At 63.6% G+C, this 22,957-nt stretch carries 2 protein-coding genes; both read left to right on the forward strand.

What is annotated here, in order from left to right; genetic code table 11:
- Positions 1-177 precede the first annotated feature (177 nt).
- Entirely contained in the window at positions 178-11,145 is a 10,968-nt protein-coding gene (locus tag HP062_RS30465; RefSeq protein WP_172792488.1) for a non-ribosomal peptide synthetase, read from the forward strand.
- A complete protein-coding gene (locus HP062_RS30470; protein ID WP_172792489.1) occupies positions 11,145-22,907 on the forward strand; it encodes a non-ribosomal peptide synthase/polyketide synthase in 11,763 nt (3,920 codons plus the stop codon). Before HP062_RS30465 ends, HP062_RS30470 begins: the two co-directional genes overlap by 1 nt.
- Positions 22,908-22,957: the final 50 nt, after the last annotated feature.

The raw sequence follows: 22,957 nt of genomic DNA on the forward strand, positions 1-22,957 counted from the left end.
CGTCACTCAATCCCTGTGGGAGCAAGCTCTCTCCCACAATGATTTTTATCCCTCTGACACCCCGCGTTTTACCTCCTGCCTGATACTTGTTCTCATTCGCTAATTTTTCCGGTCTGCATTCGTTTTATAGGGACGACGTGCCTTTGTGCTTCCCGCCACTGATCCGGATGCTTAGAAATGAATGCTGAAGACTCCTTGAAACTTGCTCGCCGGTTTATCGGGTTGCCCCTGGAAAAGCGCCAGATGTTCCTTGCGGCCTTGCAAAAGGAAGGCGTTGATTTCGCCCGGTTCCCCATTCCAGCCGGCGTCGACGCCGAAGATCGCCAGGCGCTGTCGTATGCCCAGCAACGCATGTGGTTTCTCTGGCAACTGGACCCACAAAGCGGCGCCTACAACCTGCCCGGTGCGGTGCGCCTGACCGGGCGTTTGAGTCTGCCGGCGCTGGAGCAAGCCTTCGCCAGCCTGGTGGCGCGTCACGAAACCCTGCGCACGGTGTTCCAGCGCCAGGCCGACGACACGTTGCTGCAAGTGCCGGCCAGCGCGCCGCTGGTCATCGATCATGTGGATTTCAGCGCCTTGCCAGCCACGGAGCGCGAAGTGGCAGTTGCCAAGGCAGCCGAGCAGCAATCGGTGTTGCCGTTTGATCTGTCAGTCGGCCCGCTGCTGCGCGTCACTTTGCTCAAGCTCGCCGAGCAGGAACACGTCCTGCTGCTGACCCTGCACCACATCGTGTCCGATGGCTGGTCGATGAACGTGCTGATCGACGAATTCATCCGCTGCTACGACGCCTTTGAGGCGGGCGCGCAACCGCAAGTCGCGCCATTGCCGATCCAGTACAGCGACTACGCGTTGTGGCAACGCCGCTGGCTCGAGGCGGGCGAACAGGCGCGTCAACTCGACTACTGGCAAGCACAACTGGGTGATGAGCACCCGGTGCTGGAACTGCCCACCGATCACCCGCGCCCGGCGATGCCGAGCTATCGCGGCACCCGTTACGAGTTTGCGGTCGACCCGCAACTGGCCGAGCAACTGCGGGCCACGGCGCAGAAACACAGCGTCACCCTGTTCATGCTGCTGCTCGGCGCCTTCAACGCGCTACTGCATCGCTATACCGGGCAGACCGACATCCGCGTCGGCGTGCCGATTGCCAACCGTAACCGCGCCGAGATCGAAGGCCTGATCGGCTTCTTCGTCAACACCCAGGTGTTGCGCACGAAGCTCGATGGTCAGACCCGCGTCGACGAGTTGCTGCGCGCCATCAAGGAAACCGCCCTTGGCGCCCAGGCCCATCAGGACCTGCCATTCGAGCGCCTGGTCGAGGCGCTGAAACTGGAACGCAGCCTCAGCCACACGCCGCTGTTCCAAGTGATGTACAACCACCAGCCGCAGGTCGCGGACATTTCCACGGTCAGCACCGCCTCCGGCCTGGCGCTGGGCGTAATCGAGTGGGAAGGGCGCACCACGCAGTTCGACCTGACCCTCGATACGTATGAAAAGGGCGGCAAACTGCACGCGGCGCTGACCTACGCCAACGACCTGTTCGACGCCGCGACCATCGCGCGCATGGCGCAGCACTGGACGCATCTATTGCAGGGCATGGTCAGCGATTCGCAGCAGCGCATCAGCGATTTGCCGCTGCTGGAAAGCACTGAATACCAGCGCATCGTGCATGACTGGAATCGCGCTGACGAAAGCTTCGCGCAGGATTTGTGCATTCATGAACTGATCAGCCAGCAAGTCGCGGCCAGCCCGGACGCGTTGGCAGTGACCTTCACCACCCAGCATCTGACCTACGCCGAACTCGACGCTCAGGCCAATCGCCTGGCCCACCGGCTGATCGAACTGGGTGTCGGCCCGGAAGTCCGGGTCGGCGTGGCGATGCAGCGTTCCGACAGCTTGCTGGTCGCGCTGCTTGCCGTCCTCAAGGCCGGTGGCGCCTACGTGCCACTGGACCCGGATTACCCGGCCGAACGCGTCGCCTACATGCTCGAAGACAGCCGCGCCCTGGTGCTGCTGACCGAGCATTCGGTCGCCGCGACATTGGCCGTGGCCGCCGATACCCAGGTGTTGCTGATGGACGATATGACCTGGGCCGCTTACCCGAGCAGCGCGCCGGTCACCCGCGTCACGCCGGACAACCTGGCCTACGTGATTTACACCTCCGGCTCCACCGGAAAACCCAAGGGCGTGTCCATCGCCCATCGCAACGTGCTGGCGCTGATCGACTGGTCTAAATCGGTGTACAGCCGCGAAGACATCCAGGGCGTGCTGGCCTCGACCTCGGTGTGCTTCGACCTGTCGGTATGGGAGCTGTTTGTGACCCTGGCCAACGGCGGCTCGGTGATCATCGCCCGCAACGCCCTGGAGTTGCCGCAACTGCCGGCCCGGGATCAGGTGCGCCTGATCAACACCGTGCCGTCGGCAATCAACGCCTTGCAGCGCGACGGACAGATCCCGCCGAGCGTGCGCATCATCAACCTCGCCGGCGAGCCGCTGAAGCAGAGCCTGGTGGACGCGTTGTATGAGCAGTCGACCGTCGCACACGTCTACGATCTGTACGGGCCGTCGGAGGACACCACCTATTCGACCTGGACCCGCCGTGCAGCGGGCGGTCGCGCGAACATCGGCCGTCCCCTCAAGCACACCGCCAGCTATTTGCTGGACGCCGACCTGCAACCGGTGCCCCAAGGCGTGTCCGCCGAGCTATACCTGGCGGGCGCCGGCATCACCCGCGGTTACCTCGCACGCCCAGGCATGACTGCCGAAAAATACGTGCCGAACCCGTTCGCCAGCAACGGCGAGCGCTTGTACCGCACCGGCGACTTGACCCGTTATCAGGTCGACGGTTCGCTGCAATACGTCGGGCGCATCGACCATCAGGTCAAGGTCCGTGGCTTCCGTATCGAGCTGGGCGAAATCGAAGCACGGCTGTTGCAGCAAGCGGACGTGCGCGAACTGGCCGTGTTGGCGCAGGACGGCGTCAACGGGCAGCAACTGGTGGCCTACATCGTGCCGACCGATCCGGCGTTGCTCGATGACGCCGATGCGCAAGCCACCCTGCGTGAAACCCTGAAAGCGGCATTGCGCCAACACCTGCCGGACTACATGGTCCCGGCGTTCCTGCTGTTCCTCGCGCAGCTGCCGCTGACCCCCAACGGCAAACTCGACCGCAAGGCCTTGCCGGCGATTGACGGCGCGCAGCAACAGCGCGAGCACGTCGCTCCGCGCACAACGATGGAAAAAGCCCTCGCCGCGATCTGGCAGGACGTGCTGGCCATCGACAACGTCGGCCTTGAAGACAACTTCTTCGAACTGGGCGGCGACTCCATCGTCTCGATGCAAGTGGTCAGCCGTGCGCGCCAGGCCGGGATCGTGTTGAGCCCCAAGGACCTGTTCCAGCACCAGACCGTCCGCAGCCTGGCCCAGGCTGCCCGCAGCGGCGAGCACGCGTTGATCGATCAAGGTCCGGCGACTGGCGCGGTCGCGCTGGCGCCGGTGCAACAGGGGTTCTTCGAGCAAGCAATTCCCGAGCGTCAGCACTGGAACCAATCGCTGTTGCTGGTGCCGCGCGAGGCGTTGAACGTCGAGGCGCTGGACCGCGCGCTTGAGCAGTTGCTGACCCATCACGACAGCTTGCGCCTGCGTTACGAGCAGACCGCTGAAGGCTGGCAACAGGTCTATGCGGCGCCGACCACCGAGTCAGTGTTGTGGCAGCGTCAGGCGCAATCGGTCGAAGCACTCAATGCGCTGTGCGACGAAGCCCAGCGCAGCCTCGATCTGCAAAATGGCCCGTTGATCCGGGCGCTGCTGGTGGCGATGGCGGACGGTTCTCAGCGTTTACTGCTAGTCATCCATCACCTGGCGGTGGACGGTGTTTCCTGGCGCGTGCTGTTGGACGATCTGCAACAGTTCTACAGCGGCAGCGCCGTGAAGAGGGCGAAAACCAGCACGTATCAACGCTGGGTCGCCCGTCTGCAAGATCATTTGCCAGCGTTTGAAAACAGCCTCGGTCACTGGCAGGCCCAGCTGCGCGACGCACCGACCGATTTGCCGTGTGACCGTCCGAACGGCGCGCTGCAAAACCGCTTCGAGCACAAACTCGAAATCAAACTCGACGCCGAGCAAACCCGCAAACTGCTGCAACACGCCCCGGCGGCGTATCGCACCCAGGTCAACGACCTGCTGCTGACCGCACTGGCGCGGGTGGTGTGCCGCTGGAGCGGGCAGGGCAGCACGCTGATTCAGCTCGAAGGCCATGGTCGTGAAGACCTGTTTGACGACATCGACCTGACCCGCACCGTCGGCTGGTTCACCAGCCTGTTCCCGGTCAACCTGATGCCGTCGAGTGACCTCGGTGCGTCGATCAAGACCATCAAGGAGCAACTGCGTGCCGTGCCGGACAAAGGCCTCGGCTACGGCGCGCTGCGTTACCTCGGCGACCCGGCGATGCGCGCCGAACTGGCCGCGTTGCCGCAACCGCGCATCACCTTTAACTACCTCGGGCAGTTCGACCGCCAGTTCGACGACGCCGCGCTGTTCGTGCCGTCCACCGAAGGCAACGGCGTGGCCCAGGATCCGTCGGCGCCGCTGGGCAACTGGCTGACGGTCGAAGGCCAGGTCTACGGTGGCGAGTTGGCGCTGAGCTGGGGTTTCAGTCGCGAGATGTTCAACACCGCGACCATCCAGCGTCTGGCGGACGATTACGCCCAAGAACTCAACGCGCTGATCGAACACTGCTGCGGCGTTGAAGTGCCTCAGGTCACGCCGTCGGATTTCCCGTTGGCACGCATCAGTCAGGTGCAACTCGACGAATTGTCGGTCGCGACCCTTAAAGACCTGTATCCCCTGTCGCCAATGCAGCAGGGCATGCTGTTCCACACGCTGTACGAACCGCAAGTCGGCGCCTACATCAGTCAGTTACGTCTGGACATTCAGGGCCTCGATCCGCAGCGATTCGCTCAGGCCTGGCAAATCGCGCTGGAGCGTCACGACATCCTGCGCAGCCGCTTCCACTGGCAAGGCCTCGACACCGCGCATCAGGCGATTGTCCGCCACGTCGCGTTGCCGCTTGAAGTGCTGGACGCCACCGACACCGATACGCTGGCCGACGCCGAACGTGCCCAAGGTTTTGAATTGGGCAGTGCGCCGCTGTTTCGCTTGAAGCTGGTGCGCATGGGCGCCAATGACTGGCACCTGATCTACACCAGCCACCATATTTTGATGGACGGCTGGAGCAACGCGCAGTTGCTCGCCGAAGTGATCCAGCATTACGCCACTGGCAAGGCGCTGCCGGCACCGACCGGGCAATACCGTGATTATCTGGGCTGGTTGCAGCAGCAATCGGCTGCCGAAGGCGAGCAGTTCTGGAAAGCCGTTTTGGCACCGCTGGAAGCGCCGACGTTGCTGGCCGAAGCCTTGCGCCCGCCAGTGGGCGCCGAGGGCAGCGAGGAATACCGCGTCGCCCTTGATAGCCGCGCCACCCAGCGTCTGATCGAGTTCGCCCGCCGGCAGAAAGTCACGCTCAACACCGTGCTGCAAGGGGCGTGGAGCCTGTTGCTGCATCGTTGCACTGGCCAGGATTGCGTGGTGTTTGGGGCCACGGTTGCCGGGCGTTCGGCGCCGTTGCCGGGGATCGAAGCGCAACTCGGGTTGTTCATCAATACGTTGCCGCTGGTCTGTGCGATGAAGCCGGATTGCACGGTCAGCCAATGGCTGGGCGAGCTGCAAGGGCTGAACCTGGCCATGCGCGAGTTCGAGCACGTGCCGCTTTACGACATTCAGGGCTGGGCGGGGCAGCAGGGTTCGGCGTTGTTCGACAGCCTGCTGGTGTTCGAAAACTTCCCGGTGGCCGAAGCGTTGAAACAGGGCGCACCGGCCGGGTTGTCGTTCGGCAATTTGCACAATCACGAGCGCACCCACTATCCGCTGACGTTGGGCATCGAGCTGGGGGAAGGCCTGAGCCTGGACTTCAGCTACGACGCAGCGCGTTTCAGCGCGGCGCAAGTTGCCGGGTTGTCGGCCAATTTGCAGCACCTGCTCATGCAACTTGTCACCCAGCCGGACGCCGCACTTGGCGCGCTGGAACTGCTCGACGTCGACGGCAAAAACGCGCTGCTCGCGATCAGCCAACCGCCGACAATCGAGTTGTCCACAACACTTCTGGCCCACGAGCAGATCGCCGCGCAGGCCGCCGCGACCCCGGACGCGCTGGCGTTGCAGGTTGACGGCCAGTCCCTGAGCTACGCGCAATTGAACACCCTGGCCAACCGTCTGGCCCATCGTCTGATGGCCAACGGTGCCGGTCCGGGCAAGCGTGTCGGCCTGGCGCTGCACCGTGGTCCGCAGCTGATCGTCAGCCTGCTGGCGGTGCTCAAAAGTGGCGCCGCCTACGTGCCGCTCGATCCGAAATACCCGAACGAACGCCTGGCCTACATGATCGACGACAGCCGTCTCGACGTGCTGCTGTGCGAATCCGGTCTGCTGGAGGAGGTACCGGGCGTGCGCCGTCTCAGCCTTGAGGACGGCACCGACTACCCCGACAGCAATCCGCACAACCACGCGGTCGCCGGCGATCTGGCCTACATCATCTATACCTCCGGCTCCACCGGCCAACCCAAAGGCGTGGCCATCGCCCATGCCGCGTTGCGCGAGTTCTGCCAGAGCGCCGCCGACTATTCGGTGCTGTCGGCGTCGGATCGGGTGTTGCAATTCGCGACCTTCAGCTTCGACGGTTTCGTCGAGCAATGTTTCCCGGCGTTGTGCGTCGGCGCGGCGTTGATCATGCGCGGCGATGACGTGTGGGACGCCGGTCGCCTCGCCGCCGAAATCGTCCAGCACGGCGTGACCGTGGCGGACTTGCCGGCCGCTTACTGGTACTTGCTCGCTCGCGAATGCGCGAGCGGCGTGGTCAGCGGTCTCGGTGCTTTGCGCCAGGTCCACGTCGGTGGCGAAGCGATGTCGGTCGAAGGTTTGCGCCTGTGGCATCAGGCCGGATTGAGCCACATGCGACTGCTCAACACCTACGGCCCGACCGAAGCGACCGTGGTGTCCAGCGTGCATGAGTGCAGTCTCGACGATGCCAGCGATGCGTTTGGCATTCCGATTGGTCGTGCCATCGCCGGCCGTGCGCTGTATGTGCTGGATGCGGCGGGTCAGTTGCTGCCGTCCGGCGGTGTCGGCGAACTGTGCATCGGCGCTCCGGCCTGCCTCGCGCAAAGCTACTTCAATCGTCCGGCGCTGACCGCTGAACGTTTCCTGCCGGACCCGTTTGCCCGTGAACCGGGCGCGCGTCTATACCGCAGCGGCGATCTGGCGCGCTACAACGCCCAAGGGCAGCTGGAATACGTCGGCCGCATCGACCATCAAGTGAAGATCCGCGGTTTCCGCATCGAAATGGGCGAGATCGAAGCCTGCCTGCAAGCCCGTGAAGACGTGCGTGAAGCGGCGGTCATCGCCCAGGACGGCATGCTACTGGTGGCGTACATCGTGGCCGGCGATTCGCTGTCGTCCGAAGTTGATTATCTGGAAGGCCTGAAAGCCGCTCTGCATCAGTCGCTGCCGGAATACATGGTGCCGAATCACTTGGTCCTGCTGCCGAAGTTGCCGCTCAACAACAACGGCAAACTGGATCGCAAAGCCTTGCCACGCGCCGAGGCCAGCGATGCACAGCGTGACTTCGTGGTCCCGGTCGAAGGGCTGGAAACGCAACTCGCGCTGATCTGGCAGGACGTGTTGCAGGTCGGGCAAGTTGGCCGCAACGACAACTTCTTCGCGCTCGGCGGGCACTCGTTGCTGGTGCTTCAGGTGATCTCGCGGGTGCGGCAGCAGTTGCAGCTCGAACTGTCGGTGAGCAGCTTGTTCTCCGCTGCGAACCTGGCGGAATTTGCCGGGCGTGCCGCGCTGGCAAATATCAGCGGTCAACCTTTGCTACAACGTGCCGTGATCGATCAGCCGCAGGTTTTGTCTTATGCCCAACAGCGCCAATGGATTCTCTGGCAACTGGACCCGCAAAGCCCGGCCTACAACATTCCTGCCGCACTGCGCCTCATAGGCCCGCTGAACCGCGAAGCCCTGCGCGAAGCCTTCGCCCGGTTGCAGGACCGTCACCAAACCCTGCGCACGACCTTCGAACAAGATGGTCTGCAGGCACGTGCGGTGCTGCACGACAATCTGGCGTTGCAACTGGAGGAACGCACACTCGATCAGGTGTCGGTCGACACGGCCGTGGCCGAAGAAATCGCGCGTCCGTTCGACCTGCGCAACGGTCCGCTATGGCGCATGTTGCTGCTGCAAGTGAACACCGACGAACACGTGCTGGTCCTCATCGTCCATCACATCGCTGCCGACGGCTGGTCGATGCAGGTCATGGTCGATGAGTTCAGCTCCTTGTATCAGGCGGCCGCCAGCGGTCGCGCCGCCGGTTTGGCTGACCTGCCGGTGAACTACAGCGACTACGCCCGCTGGCAGCGCGACTGGCTGGAAGCGGGCGAGGGTGCACGTCAACTGACGTGGTGGCGTGAGCAACTGGCCGGCAGCCAGGCGCCGCTGGAATTGCCCAGCGAACTGACCCATCCGGCCCGCCGCAGCGAGCGCGGTGCCAGCCTGATGCTCAACGTGGATCGCGAGTTGCTCGCCGGTTTACGTCAACGCGCCCAGGAACAGCAAGTGACGTTGTTCATGCTGTTGCTGGCGAGTTTCCAGACCTTGCTGCATCGCCAGAGCGGGCAGTCGCGCATCAACGTTGGCGTGCCGAGCGCCGGTCGTTCGCGTCTCGAAACCGAAGGCCTGATCGGCTTCTTCATCAACACCCAGGTGCTGCGTGCCGAGATCGATGGGCAGCAGCCGTTCAGCACCTTGTTGCAACAGGTCAAACAGGTTGCATTGGGCGCGCAAGCGAATCAGGACTTGCCATTCGAGCAGCTGGTCGACGCCTTGCAACCGGACCGCAGCCTCAATCACAGCCCGCTGTTCCAGGTGCTCTACAACCATCAGCAGCCGTTGGGCGCGAGTGTCGAACGCACGGTTGCCGACCTGAACGTCGAGCGTCTGCACTGGCAGCAACACACCACGCAGTTCGATCTGGTCCTCGATACTCAGGAGCAGGGCGAAGCACTGGATGCCAGCCTGACCTACGCCACGGATGTGTATGACGAAGCGTCGATGCAGCGCCTTGGCGAGCAGTGGCTGAACCTGCTGCGTGCGGTGGTCAGCGATCCGCAGCAACGCGTCGCCGAACTGCCCCTGATTGACGGGTCGCAGCAAGAGGCTTTGGTGCAGCACTGGAACCCCGCATTCCAGGCGCAACCGACGTCGCCGACCTTGCATCAGTTGTTCGAAGCGCAAGTCGCACAACGGCCGAATGCCGTCGCGCTGGTCTACGAAGGCGAGCACCTGACCTACGCCGCACTCAACGCCCAGGCCAACCGCTTGGCGCGCACACTGCGCGAGCAGGGCGTCGGGCCTGAAGTGCGCGTGGGCATCGCCACCGAGCGGGCCATGCCATTGGTGATCGGCTTGCTGGCGATTCTCAAGGCCGGCGGCGCCTACGTGCCCCTCGACCCGCATTACCCGGCCGAACGCCTGAGCTACATGATCGAAGACAGCGGCATCACGCTGCTACTGACCCAGCAACACTTGATCGACAGTCTGCCGGCCCGAGACGGCGTGCAGGTGCTGAGCCTGGAATCGTTGCAGCTGGATGGGGTCAGTGACGCCAACCTGCCAGCGCTGGCGACCCCGGACAACCTCGCCTACGTGATCTACACCTCCGGTTCCACCGGTCGTCCTAAAGGCGCATTGCTCAGCCATGGCAACGTCGGGCGTCTGCTCACGGCCACGGCTGGCGAGTTTGGCTTCGGTCCGGACGATGTCTGGACGCTGTTCCATTCCTACGCCTTCGACTTCTCGGTGTGGGAGCTGTTTGGTTCGCTGTGCACCGGCGGGCGTCTGGTGATCGTGCCGTATGACATCAGCCGCGAGCCGCAGCAATTCCATCGCTTGCTCTGTGATGAGGGCGTGACGGTGTTGAACCAGACGCCGAGCGCGTTCCGCCAGTTGTTGCCGATTGCCTGTGCCAGCCCACGAAGCATGGCGTTGCGTCAGGTGATTTTCGGTGGCGAAGCCCTTGAAGTCGCGAGCCTGCGTCCGTGGTTCGAACGCTTCGGCGACCAACAGCCAACCCTGGTCAACATGTACGGCATCACCGAAACCACGGTGCACGTGACCTACCGTGCGATCCGCCTGGCCGACCTCGACGGCAAGGCCCAAAGCCCGATTGGCCTGCCGATCCGCGACCTGCGCTGGTACTTGCTCGACAGTCAGCTGCATCCGGTGCCGGTGGGTGTGGCGGGCGAGTTATACATCGCCGGCGCCGGTCTGGCGCGGGGTTATCACGGCCGTTTCGGCCTGACCGCCGAGCGTTTTGTGCCGAGCCCGTTCGAGGCTTCGCAGCGTCTTTATCGCAGCGGCGACCTGGCGCGTCAGCGTGCCGATGGCAGCATCGACTACCTCGGCCGGATCGACCAGCAAGTAAAAATCCGCGGTTTCCGCATCGAATTGGGCGAAATCGAAGCCGCGCTGCTGGCCCAACCGGGCGTGCGCCAAGCGGTGTTGAGCGTGCATGCCGGCGACGGCGGGCCGCAGCTGTGCGCCTACGTCGTGGCCGAGCAAACCCCGCATGACCCGATCGCCTGGCGCGACAACCTGCGCACCGCGCTCAAGGTGGATCTGCCGGACTACATGGTGCCGAGCCACTGGTTGCTGCTGGATGCCTTGCCATTGACCGGCAACGGCAAGCTCGACCGCAAGGCGCTGCCGGTGCCCGATGCCCAGGAATGGCAACGGCCGTTCGAAGCCCCCGAGGGCGACCTCGAACAGCAACTGGCCGCGATCTGGGCCGACGTGCTGGGCGTGGTGCAGATAGGCCGACGCGACAACTTCTTTGAATTGGGCGGGCATTCATTGCTCGCGGCCCAGGCCAGTGCCCGCGTGGAACTGGAACTGGGCATCGAGCTGCCGCTGCGCGCGCTGTTCGAATCCACCGACCTTCAGGCTTATGCCGCCATGGCCGGGCAACACGCCCCGGCTGACAACGATGCACGTCTTGATGCGCTTGAGTCGCTTCTCGACGAGATGGAGATCAACTGATGGAACACACCACTGCCCAGCGCATCGCCAGCCGCTTCGCCGGCCTGCCGGCTGATAAGCGCCGCGAGTTTCTGCAACGCATGCAAGAGCAGGGCGTGAGCTTCGGCCAGCTGCCGATTCCGCCGGCTGCCGAGCCGCAAGCAACGTTTGAATTGTCATACGCGCAGCAGCGCCAATGGTTCCTCTGGCAACTTGATCCACACAGTTCGGCGTACAACATTCCGGCCGCGCTGCGTTTGCACGGGCCGCTGAACGTTGCTGCGTTGCAGCAGAGTTTCGATGGGCTGCTGGAGCGGCATCAGAGTTTGCGCAGCCGGTTCGTCGAGGATGACGGGCAAGTGGTGCAGACGCTGGCCGAGTTCACCTCGCTGCCCATCGAGCAGATCGACCTGCGTGGCGAACCCCAGGATCAGCGCTTCGATCAGGCGATGAACAGCGTCGAACAGGACATCGCCCGGCCGTTCGATCTGCAACACGGCCCGCTGTTGCGGGTCAGCCTGTTGCAACTCGATGCCGAAGACCACGTGCTGTTGCTGACCCTGCACCACATCGTCACCGATGGCTGGTCGATGGGCGTGCTGGTGGAAGAGTTTTCCCGGCTCTACGCCGCGCATTGCCAAGGTCAGAACACGGTGCTGGAGGCACTGCCGATCCAGTATTCAGACTATGCGATGTGGCAACGCCGCTGGATGGAGGCGGGCGAGCTGGAACGTCAACTCAACTGGTGGCGCGACCGCCTGGGCAGCGAACAACCGCTGCTCGAATTACCGACCGACCGTCCGCGCCCGGCGCAACCGAGCCAGCGCGGTGCGCGTCTGGATTTCGCCCTCGATACCACGTTGGCCAGCGGTCTGATGAGCCTGGCCAAACAGCGCGGTGTCACGCCGTTCATGCTGTTACTGGCGAGCTTCCAGGCCTTGCTCTATCGCTACAGCGGCCAGGCCGACGTGCGTGTCGGTGTGCCGATTGCCAACCGTAATCGCGCGGAAATTCGTGGCTTGATTGGGTTCTTCGTCAACACCCAGGTGATGCGCGCGGAACTGGACGGACGTCTACCGTTCAGCCAATTGCTCGACCAGACCCGCGCCGCCTCGCTGGACGCCCAGGATTATCAGGACTTGCCGTTCGAGCGTCTGGTGCAGGCGCTGCAAGGTGAACGCAGTCTCAGTCACAGCCCGCTATTCCAGGTGATGTTCAACCACCAGCAAGCCACACCGGCGGCGGTCAGCGGCTTGCTCGCCGGCCTGCGCGTCGAGGCATTGAACGCCACGGCGCACACCACCCAGTTCGACCTGCAACTGGACACCCAGGAGGAGGGCGACAAGCTGTTCGCCAGCCTGACTTACGCCACCGATCTGTTCGACGCTGAACGTATCGAGCACCTCGCGCGGCACTGGCGCAATTTGTTGGCCGGTGTTCTGGCCAACCCGCAATGCCCGCTCGCCGAATTGCCGTTGCTGGACGCCGATGAGCGTCTGCGCATCCTCAATGAGCTCAATGACACCGCTCAGGCCTATCCGGGCGAAGTCTGCGTGCAGCGCCATTTCGAAGAACGCGTAGTTGAACACCCAGAGGCGACGGCGCTGGTGTTCCAGGAGCAGTCCCTGAGTTACGCCGAGCTGAACCGGCGCGCCAACCGTTTGGCCCACCACTTGCGTGCCCAGGGTGTCGGCCCGGACGTGCTGGTGGGGATTGCCTGCGACCGTTCGTTTGAAATGGTTGTCGGCCTGCTGGCGATTCTCAAGGCGGGCGGTGCGTACGTGCCGCTGGACCCGGAATACCCGGTTGATCGCTTGAGCTACATGATCGAAGACAGCGGCATTGCGTTGTTGCTGACCCAGGAATATCTGCTGGCGCAACTGCCGACCCCGGACAACGTGCGCACCTTGTGCCTGCACGCCGACGCCGATTGGCTGAACGACTTGCCGGGCACTGACCTGCCCAACCTTGCGGTCGCGGAAAACCTCGCTTATGTGATTTACACCTCCGGCTCCACCGGCAAACCCAAGGGCGCCGGTAACCGCCATGTGGCGCTGCATAACCGTCTGGCTTGGATGCAGCAAGCCTACAACTTGCAGCCGAGCGACCGCGTGCTGCAAAAGACGCCGTTCAGTTTCGACGTGTCGGTGTGGGAGTTTTTCTGGCCGCTGATGAAGGGCGCCACCCTGGTGCTCGCCGCGCCGGGCGAGCACCGTGATCCGCAACGCCTGGCCGCGTTGATCGTCGAGCAGGCGATCACCACGCTGCACTTCGTGCCGTCGATGCTCTCGGCGTTCATCGCTGCCGACGAAGCGCTGGCCTGCACCTCGTTGCAGCGGATCATTTGCAGCGGTGAAGCGCTGCCGATGGAACTGCAACGCCAGACCTTGCGCAGCCTGCCGCAAGCCAATCTCTACAACCTCTATGGTCCGACCGAAGCGGCCATCGACGTGACCCACTGGACCTGCGTGGAAGAAGGGCGTGACAGCGTGCCGATTGGCCGGCCGATTGCCAACTTGCGCACCTGCATCCTCGACAGCGAACTGCAACCGTTGCCACTGGGCGCGGTGGGCGAGTTGTACCTGGGCGGCGTCGGCCTGGCGCGCGGTTACCACCGTCGTGGCGCGCTGACCGCCGAGCGTTTCGTGGTCGACCCATTTGGCAGCGGCGAGCGTCTGTACCGCACCGGTGACCTGGCGCGCTATCGCGCTGACGGTGCCATCGACTACTGCGGGCGCATCGACCACCAAGTGAAGATTCGCGGTTTGCGCATCGAGCTCGGCGAAATCGAGGCGCGCCTGCAAGAACATGCGGACGTGCAGGAAGCCGTAGTGTTGGCCCTCGATGGCCCGGGCGGCAAGCAGTTGGTCGCGTACATCGTGCCGCAGGATCGAGCCTTGGTCAGCGCCGATGCCGAGCAACAAGGCGCGTGGCGTGAAACCCTGAAAAGCCATTTGCTGGCGAGCCTGCCGGATTACATGGTGCCGGCGCAGACCGTGCTGATCGAGCAAATGCCCCTGAGCCCCAACGGCAAACTCGAGCGCAAACGCCTGCCCGCGCCGACCGCACAGGTCAGCCAACGCGCCTTCGAAGCGCCACGCAACGAACATGAACAGGTGCTGGCGCAGATCTGGCAGGACGTGCTGGGCGTGGAGCAGGTCGGGCGTCAGGACAATTTCTTTGAACTGGGCGGCGACTCGATCATTTCGATCCAGGTGGTCAGCCGTGCGCGCCGCGCCGGCCTGAGCCTGCAACCCCGCGACCTGTTCCAGCAGCAAACCTTGCAAGCCCTGGCCGCCGTGGTCAAGGAACAGGCCGCCCCGCTGGCGCAGCAAGGGCCGGTGGAAGGTGTGCAAACCCTCACGCCGATCCAGCGCTGGTTCTTCGACGAGCCGATCCCGCAACGCGCGCACTGGAACCAGGCGGTGCTGCTGACGCCACGCGAAACCCTTGAATTGCCACGCCTGCAAGCCGCGCTGCAACGTTTGCTCAAGCAGCATGATGCCCTGCGTCTGCGCTTCAGTCAGGTCGATGGCCAATGGTCGGCGCGTTATGTCGGGGCTGACAGCTGCGATGTGATCGACATGCTCTGGACCGCCCGCGTGGCCAACGATGCTTCGCTGGAATCGGTGTGCAACGAGGCGCAGCGCAGCCTCAGTCTGCAAGACGGTCCGCTGCTGCGCATCGCGTTGATCGCTCAGGCGGATGGTTCGCAACGGTTGCTGTTGGTGATCCATCACCTGGCGGTGGACGGGGTGTCGTGGCGGGTGTTGCTGGAAGATTTGCAAGCCGCTTATCAAGGGCAAGACCTGCCACCGAAGACCAGCGCTTTCCAGGCCTGGGCCGACAAACTTGACGCCTACGCCCGCTCCGAAGCCGCTGCCAGCGAACTGGACTGGTGGCAAGCGCAGCTGAGCGTCGCCAATGATTCGCTGCCCGCCGCCAATGCCCAAGCCAGTCAGGCCGGGCATCTGCGCCAAGGCGTGAGCATCGGCCTGGACCGCGATCAAACCACCAGGCTGCTGCAACAGGCGCCAGCCATTTACCGCACACAGGTCAACGACCTGCTGCTGACCGCGCTGGCCCGAACCCTCAGCCGCTGGACCGGTGACGCTTCGGCGCTGATTCAACTCGAAGGCCATGGTCGCGAAGAGCTGTTCGACGACATCGACCTGACCCGCACCGTCGGCTGGTTCTCCAGTCTGTTTCCGGTGCGCCTGACGCCGACCGCCGACCTGGGGGGCTCGATCAAGGCCATCAAGCAGCAACTGCGCGAAATCCCCGGAAAAGGCCTGGGCTACGGCCTGCTGCGCTACCTGGGCGATGCCTCGACCCAAGCGGCGTTGGCCGGTTTGCCGCAAGCACGCGTGACGTTCAACTACCTCGGGCAGTTCGACCAGAGCTTCGCCGAAGACGCCCTGTTCACCCCGGCCAAGGAATCCAGCGGCGCCGCGCAATCGGCGGACGCACCGTTGCCGAACTGGCTGTCGGTGGACGGCCAGGTGTATGGCGGCGAACTGAAACTCGACTGGACCTTCAGCCGCGAATGCTTCGACACACGTGAAATCGAAGCGCTGGCAGCCGATTACCAACGTGAATTGCTGGCGCTGATCGCCCATTGCCTGAGCGACGGTGCGGGTGGCGTGACCCCGGCGGACTTCCCGCTGGCGCGCCTGACCCAGGCGCAACTCGATGGCTTGCCGGTGCCGCCGGCGCAGATCGAAGACCTGTATCCGCTGTCGCCGATGCAGGCCGGTCTGTTGTTCCACAGCCTCTATGAATCGGCGTCTGGCGCCTACGTCAATCAGCTCAGCGTCCAAGCCCGTGGCCTCGACGCCGAGCGTCTTGGCCGCGCCTGGCAAGCGGTGCTCGACACCCATCCGATCCTGCGCAGCAGCTTCCACTTCCCCGACGGTTTCGAAGCGCCGGTGCAAGTGGTCCATCGTCATTTGCAACTGCCGATGACGTGTCTGGACTGGCGTGGCCGCAGCGATCAGGCCGACGCATTGATTGAACTGATCGACAACGAGCGCCTGCAACTCGATTCGACCCGGGCGCCATTGATGCGCCTGACCCTGGTGCGGCTGGACGATGAGCGTCAGCAACTGATCTACACCCACCATCACCTGTTGCTGGATGGCTGGAGTAATTCGCTGCTGCTGAGCGAAGTCTTGCAGCGTTATGCCGGGCAGGATGTGCAGGCGCCGACTGGGCGTTTCGCCGATTACATCGGCTGGCTGCAACGTCAGGATGCCCACGCCGACGAGGTCTTCTGGCGCGAGCAGCTGGCGACCCTCGACAACCCGACGTTACTGGCGCAGAGCCTGGCCCATGGCGACGGTAAAAATCAGTTGGCCGTAGAATTTGCCGACCATCGCCAGACCTTCGATGTCGCCACCAGCCAGCGTTTCAGCGAGTTTGCCCGCCAGCAAAAAGTCACCCTCAACACCTTGGTGCAAGGCGCCTGGGCACTGTTGCTGCAACGCTACAGCGGCCAGCGCAGTGTCGCGTTCGGCGCGACTGTGGCGGGGCGGCCGTTGGATTTGCCGGGTGCCGAAAGCCAGCTGGGCCTGTTCATTAACACGTTGCCGGTGATCAGCAGCCCGGACGCGGTGGAAAGCGTCGGCCAGTGGCTGACCCGTTTGCAGGCACAAAACCTCGAACTGCGTGAGCATGAATTCACCGCATTGGGGGACATTCAGCGCTGGGCCGGGCGTGCCGGTGAGCCGCTGTTCGACAGCCTGCTGGTGTTCGAAAACTTCCCGGTGGCCGAAGCGCTGCAACAAGGCGCGCCGGCCGGTTTGAGCTTCTCGGTTCCGCAGAACCATGAACGCACTAACTTCCCGCTGACCCTGGCGGCCACCGCCGAAAGCCAATTGAGCCTGAACTGGAGTTACCAGTGCGCCCATTTCAGCGGCGAAGCGATTGTTCGGATGAGCGAGCATCTGGCCGCGCTGCTGGCGGCGATGGTCGCCGCGCCAAACGCGGCATTGAGTGAACTGGACCTGCTGACCGCGCCGGAACGCGCGCAACAGTTGGTCGAATGGAACCCGGCATTCACGGCCGCGCAAAACCCGCTCTGTGTGCATCAGTTGATCGAGGCCCAAGCGGTCATTCGCCCGGACGCCACCGCGCTGATCTTCAACGATCTGCAATTGAGCTTCGATCAGCTCAACCGTCGCGCCAACCAATTGGCCCATCGTCTTCGCGCACTGGGCATTGGTCCGGAAGTGCGGGTTGGCCTGGCGATGCAGCGCTCACCGGAAATGATCGTCGGTCTGCTGGCGATCCTCAAGGCCGGCGGCGCCTACGTGCCGCTGGACCCGGCTTACCCGACGGAACGCCTGCGTTACCTGATGGAAGACAGCGGCATTTCGCTGATGATCAGCCAGTCGTGGCTGCGGGAAAAACTGCCGTTGCCCGAAGGCCTGCCGGTGCTGGAAATCGACCGCGAGCCGCTGGCGTCCATGGCGGACACCAACCCGGTCAACCTGACCTGCGGCGAAAATCTCGCGTACCTGATCTACACCTCAGGCTCCACCGGGCGGCCCAAAGGCGTCAGTGTGGCCCACGGTCCGCTGGCCATGCATTGCCTGTCGATCGGCGAGTTGTACGGCATGACCCCGGACGACCGCGAGTTGCAATTCGCCTCGATCAGTTTCGACGGCGCCCACGAACGCTGGCTGACGCCGCTGGTGTTCGGTTCGGCAGTCATGCCCCGCGATGACGAGTTGTGGAGCGTGGAGCGCACCTGCGCCGAGATCGAAAAACACGGCATCACCATTGCCTGTTTTACCCCGACCTATCTGTCGCAGATCGCCGACTTCATGGGCGAAGCGGGGCGTGATTTGCCGATCCGCTCCTACACCCCGTGCGGCGAAGGCATGGCCAAGCACGCGTTCGATGAAGTCCAGCAAGTGCTGCAACCCAAGCGTTTGATCAACGGTTACGGTCCGACCGAAACGGTGATCACGCCGCTGATCTGGCTGGCGTACCCGGATACCGGGTTCGACTCGGCGTTCATGCCGATTGGCCGGCCGGTGGGCAACCGCAGCGCCTACATTCTGGATGGCGGCTTGCAACCGCTGCCGGTTGGCGTCGCGGGCGAGTTGTACCTGGGCGGCGAGGGCGTCGCCCGGGGTTACCATCAACGTCCGGACCTGACCGCTGAACGCTTCGTGCCGGATCCATTCGTGCCGGGTGCGCGTTTGTACCGCAGCGGCGACCTCGCACGGTTCCGCGCCGATGGCGTCGTTGAATACCTCGGCCGTATCGACCAGCAAGTGAAGATTCGCGGGTTCCGTATCGAACTCGGCGAAATCGAAGCCTGCCTGCTGGAACACGAAGGCGTGCGTGAATCGTTCGTGATCGACCGTGAAGGTCCGGTGAGCCGCCAGTTGGTCGGTTACGTGGTGCCCCGCGATCCGCTTGCCGATGAGCAGGCTCTGCGTGAAGCGCTGACGGCTCATCTGCGCAGCCGATTGCCGGCGCACATGTTGCCGGCACACTTGATGTGCCTGGCCGCGTTGCCGCTGACGCCGAACGGTAAGCTTGATCGCCAAGGCCTGCCGGCGCCGGAAGCCACTCGGCAGAACCACGATCACGTGGCCGCCGCAACACCGGCCGAAGTGTTGCTGGTTGAGATCTGGCAGGAACTGCTGGGGCTGGAGTCGGTGGGCGTCACCGAGAACTTCTTTGAGCTGGGCGGTGATTCGATCATTTCGCTGCAAGCGGTGAGCCGTGCCGGGCAGCGTGGGCTGGTGTTCAGTCCGAAGCAGCTGTTCGAGCAGCAGACCATTCGTGCTTTGGCCTCCGTGGCCAGCAGCCGTGAAGCAACATTGATCGAAGCGCCAAACGTCGAAGCTTTCTCACTGGTGCCGCACATCGACATCGCTGCCCGTGAAGGTCTGCAAGACTTGTATCCGCTGTCGCCGATGCAGCAAGGCATGCTGTTCCATTGCCTGGATTCACCGGAGCTCAACCCCTACGTCAACCAGTTGAGCGTGGCGGTCGACGGCTTGCAGGTGCCGCGTTTCCGCGCGGCCTGGCAGACGCTGGTCGAGCGGCATGAAGTGCTGCGCGCCGCGTTCCGCTGGCGCGATGGCTTGGCCGATCCGCTGCAAGCGGTGTTCGCCGACGTCGAGTTGCCGATCGAAGAACTCGACTGGCGCGACCGCTCCGACACCGAGCAGGCGCTGGGCGAACTGGCCGCAGCGGAACAGGCCAAGGGCTTCGACCTGAGCTGCCCGCCGTTGATGCGTTTCATCCTGGTGCGCCTGGGTGATGACCGTTACCAGATGATCTGGATCTACCATCACCTCTTGCTCGACGGCTGGAGCGCTTCGCGTCTGTTGGGCGACATGCTGCGCCTGTACCACAACGACAGCCTGCCGACCCTGACCGGGCGCTACGCCGACTACATCGCCTGGCTGCAACGCCAGGACGGCGCGCAAGCCGAAGGCTTCTGGCGTGAGCGCCTGGCGCTGCTCGAAGAACCGACCATTCTGGCCAAAGCTTCCGGTGCCGCAGGTTCCGGTCACGGCGTGATGTACAGCCACCTCGACGCCGAGGCGACGCGCAAACTGCACAGCTTCGCCAAGCGTCAACGCGTGACACTGAACACGCTGGTGCAAGGCGCGTGGCTGTTGCTGCTGCAACGCCACAGCGGCCAGCGCAGTGTCGCGTTCGGCGCCACGGTGGCGGGGCGCCCGACCGGGTTGGCCGGTGCGCAGGACATGCTCGGTCTGTTCATCAACACCTTGCCGGTGATTCAGACCCTTGATCCGCAACAGCCGGTGGGCGAGTGGCTGCGCGACTTGCAGGATTACAACCTGATGGTGCGTGACTACGAACACACGCCGTTGTCGGACATTCAGCGCTGGGCCGGGCAGGGTGGCCAGGGTTTGTTCGACAGCATCATCGTGTTCGAAAACCATCCGGTGGACCGCGCCTTGAAAGGCGGCGAGGAAGGCGAGCTGCGCTTTGCCGAAGTCGGCAGTGGCGGGGTGACCAACTTCCCGATGGACTTGATGGTCAGCGCCAACGAAGAAGGCCTGGAAGTTGAGTACCTGTTCCTGCGTGATCGCTTCAGTGACGTGGAAGTCGAGCGGATTCGTGCGCAGTTGGAAGGATTGCTGCGTGCGTTGCCGGAGGATGCTACGCGTCTGCTTGGCAATATTGGCTTGCCTGAGGCGCGTTTGAGTCTGCCGCAGGTGTCAGATGACACCGCTGATTTGCTTCACGCGTTTAATCAACACGTCAAAGCGCAACCGCAGAAAATCGCCTTGATTTGTGAAGATCGGCACGTCAGTTATGCACAGCTTGAGGCGCAGGCCAATGGGTTGGCGCAGCAACTGATCGGCTGCGGCATCGGCCCGGAAAGTCTGGTGGCGGTGGCGTTGCCGCGTTCCGAACGCACCATCGTTGCGTTCCTCGCGGTGCTTAAAGCAGGGGCGGCGTATCTGCCTTTGGACCTCGCGTACCCGGCCGAGCGGCTGGCTTATATGTTGAGCGATTCGGCGGCCAGCCTGTTGCTCTGTGACAGCAATCTGGGGGATCGACTGACCCTGGCCGACAGCCCGCCACGTCTGCTGCTCGACCAGTTGAGCGTTACAGATCACGCTGAATGCCCGGTTTCCAATCCGTTGCCGGGGCACTTGGCGTATTTGATTTACACCTCCGGTTCCACGGGCCAGCCCAAAGGCGTGGCGGTGGCACGTGGGCCGATTGCCCGGCATTGCCGCGGCATCATCGAGCTCTACGAACTGGCACCGCGCAGCCGTGAGCTGCACTTCATGTCGTTCGCCTTCGACGGTGCGCAGGAGCGTTGGCTGAGTGTGATGCTGGCCGGTGGCAGCCTGGTGATCCGCGAGGACAGTTTATGGACCCCGGAGCAAACCCTCGAAGTGATGCAGCGCCATGGCGTCACCGTCGCCTGCTTCCCGCCGGCCTACTTGCAACAGATGGCCGAAGTGGCCGAACGCCTTGGCAATCCACCGGCGGTCGAGGTGTATTGCTTTGGCGGTGATGCGGTGCCGGAGGCGAGCTTCGAGCAGGTCAAGCGCGCCTTGCGTCCGCAGCGTCTGGTCAACGGTTATGGTCCGACCGAAACCGTGGTCACGCCGCTGCTGTGGCGTGCCGAGGCCAGCGAAACCTGCGACGCGGCGTATGCGCCGATTGGGCGTGGCGTGGCCGGGCGGGGTTTGTATGTGCTGGACGCCGACCTCAATCCGTTGCCGGCCGGTGTCAGCGGCGAGTTGTACCTGGGCGGCGAATGCCTGGCGCGCGGTTACCACCAGCATCCCGGCATGAGCGCCGAGCGTTTCATCCCCGATCCGTTCGAGGCCGGTGGCCGCATGTACCGCACCGGCGACCTGGTGCGCCAGCGCGAGTGCGGGTTGATCGACTATCTGGGGCGTCTTGACCAGCAAGTGAAGATCCGTGGTTTCCGCATCGAGCCGGGCGAGATCGAAGCGCGTCTGCGCGAATGCGTTGGGGTGCAGGATGCCGCCGTGGTGGTACACGACACGCCGACCGGCAAGCAATTGGTCGGTTATGTGGTGGCGGCCGGTGCTGTAGGGCTGGATCGTCGCTTGAAATCTGAGCTGCAAGCGCAACTGCCTGACTACATGGTGCCGCCACGGATCCTGGTGCTGGAACGCTTTCCGCTGTCGGCCAACGGCAAGCTCGACCGTCGCGCACTGCCAATGCCTGAATGGGCGCTCGGTGGTTATCGCGCGCCACGCAACGATCTGGAAAAGGCGCTGACCGCGATCTGGCAAGAGGTGCTCGGCGTGCCGCAAGTGGGCATCGACGACAACTTCTTCGAACTGGGCGGCGACTCGTTGCAGGTGCTCAAAGTCATCTCGCGGGTGCGCAGTCAGCCGCAACTGGGCTTCGAGTTGAAGCTGCGGGATCTGATGCAGAAACCGTGCATTGCCGAACTCAGTGGTTATCAGGTGACCGAACCCACGTCTGCGCCGGACCCTTTGCTGGCGCTGAATGCGCGGATCCCCAATGTGCCGGCGCTGTTCTGCCTGCACGCCGGTTTCGGCACGGTGTTCGACTACGAACCGTTGGCCCGGCGTCTGGAAGGACGACGCACGGTGTACGGCGTGCAATGCCGCATGCTGCTTGACCCGCACTGGCAGGACGAATCGCTGCTCGCCATGGCGCAAGCCTATGCGCAGCGGATTCGCAGTCAACAGGCCATAGGACCGTATTACTTGCTGGGCTGGTCGTTGGGCGGCGCGTTGACGCAGTTGGTTGCGCATGAACTGGAAACGCAAGGTGAGACCGTGACGTTTGCCGGGTTGGTCGACAGCTACGTGGCCGGCACCGCCGAGGCGGGGGACTGGCGCGAGGACCTCGGTGATTTCCTGAAGTTTGTGCTCGGTTTGCCCGCCGATGAGGCTCAGGCGTTGATTGCGCGCAAAGCCGCTGGCTTGAGTGAACGCGAGGGCTCCACCGCCGTGATTGAAGCCGCCTTGCACGGTTCCAATGAACAGGCCGCATTGGGCGCGGGGGAGCTCACGCAGATCTTTGCCACCGGCTCACGCCTCAAGCAACTGGCGCTGGCGCATCGGCAACTGCCGACGATCAAGGCCTCGGCCCATCGTTGGTGGGTGGCCGGGCGCGACGACGAACGTCGGGTGTTCGAGGCCCAGGTCGGCAGTCATGGCGTTGATCGCCTGTTGGCCGGCGGGCACTACGAGCTGTTGCGTGGTGATGAGTTGCTTGATGAGCTTGAGGACTTACTGGAACGCCGTTTGGCCATTGCGTAACTCATTTTTGTAGGAGCGAGGCTTGCCCGCGAAGGCGTCCTTGAGATCGC

Origin of the sequence: Pseudomonas sp. B14-6 (assembly GCF_013260315.1) — a bacterium.
GTDB lineage: Bacteria > Pseudomonadota > Gammaproteobacteria > Pseudomonadales > Pseudomonadaceae > Aquipseudomonas > Aquipseudomonas mandelii.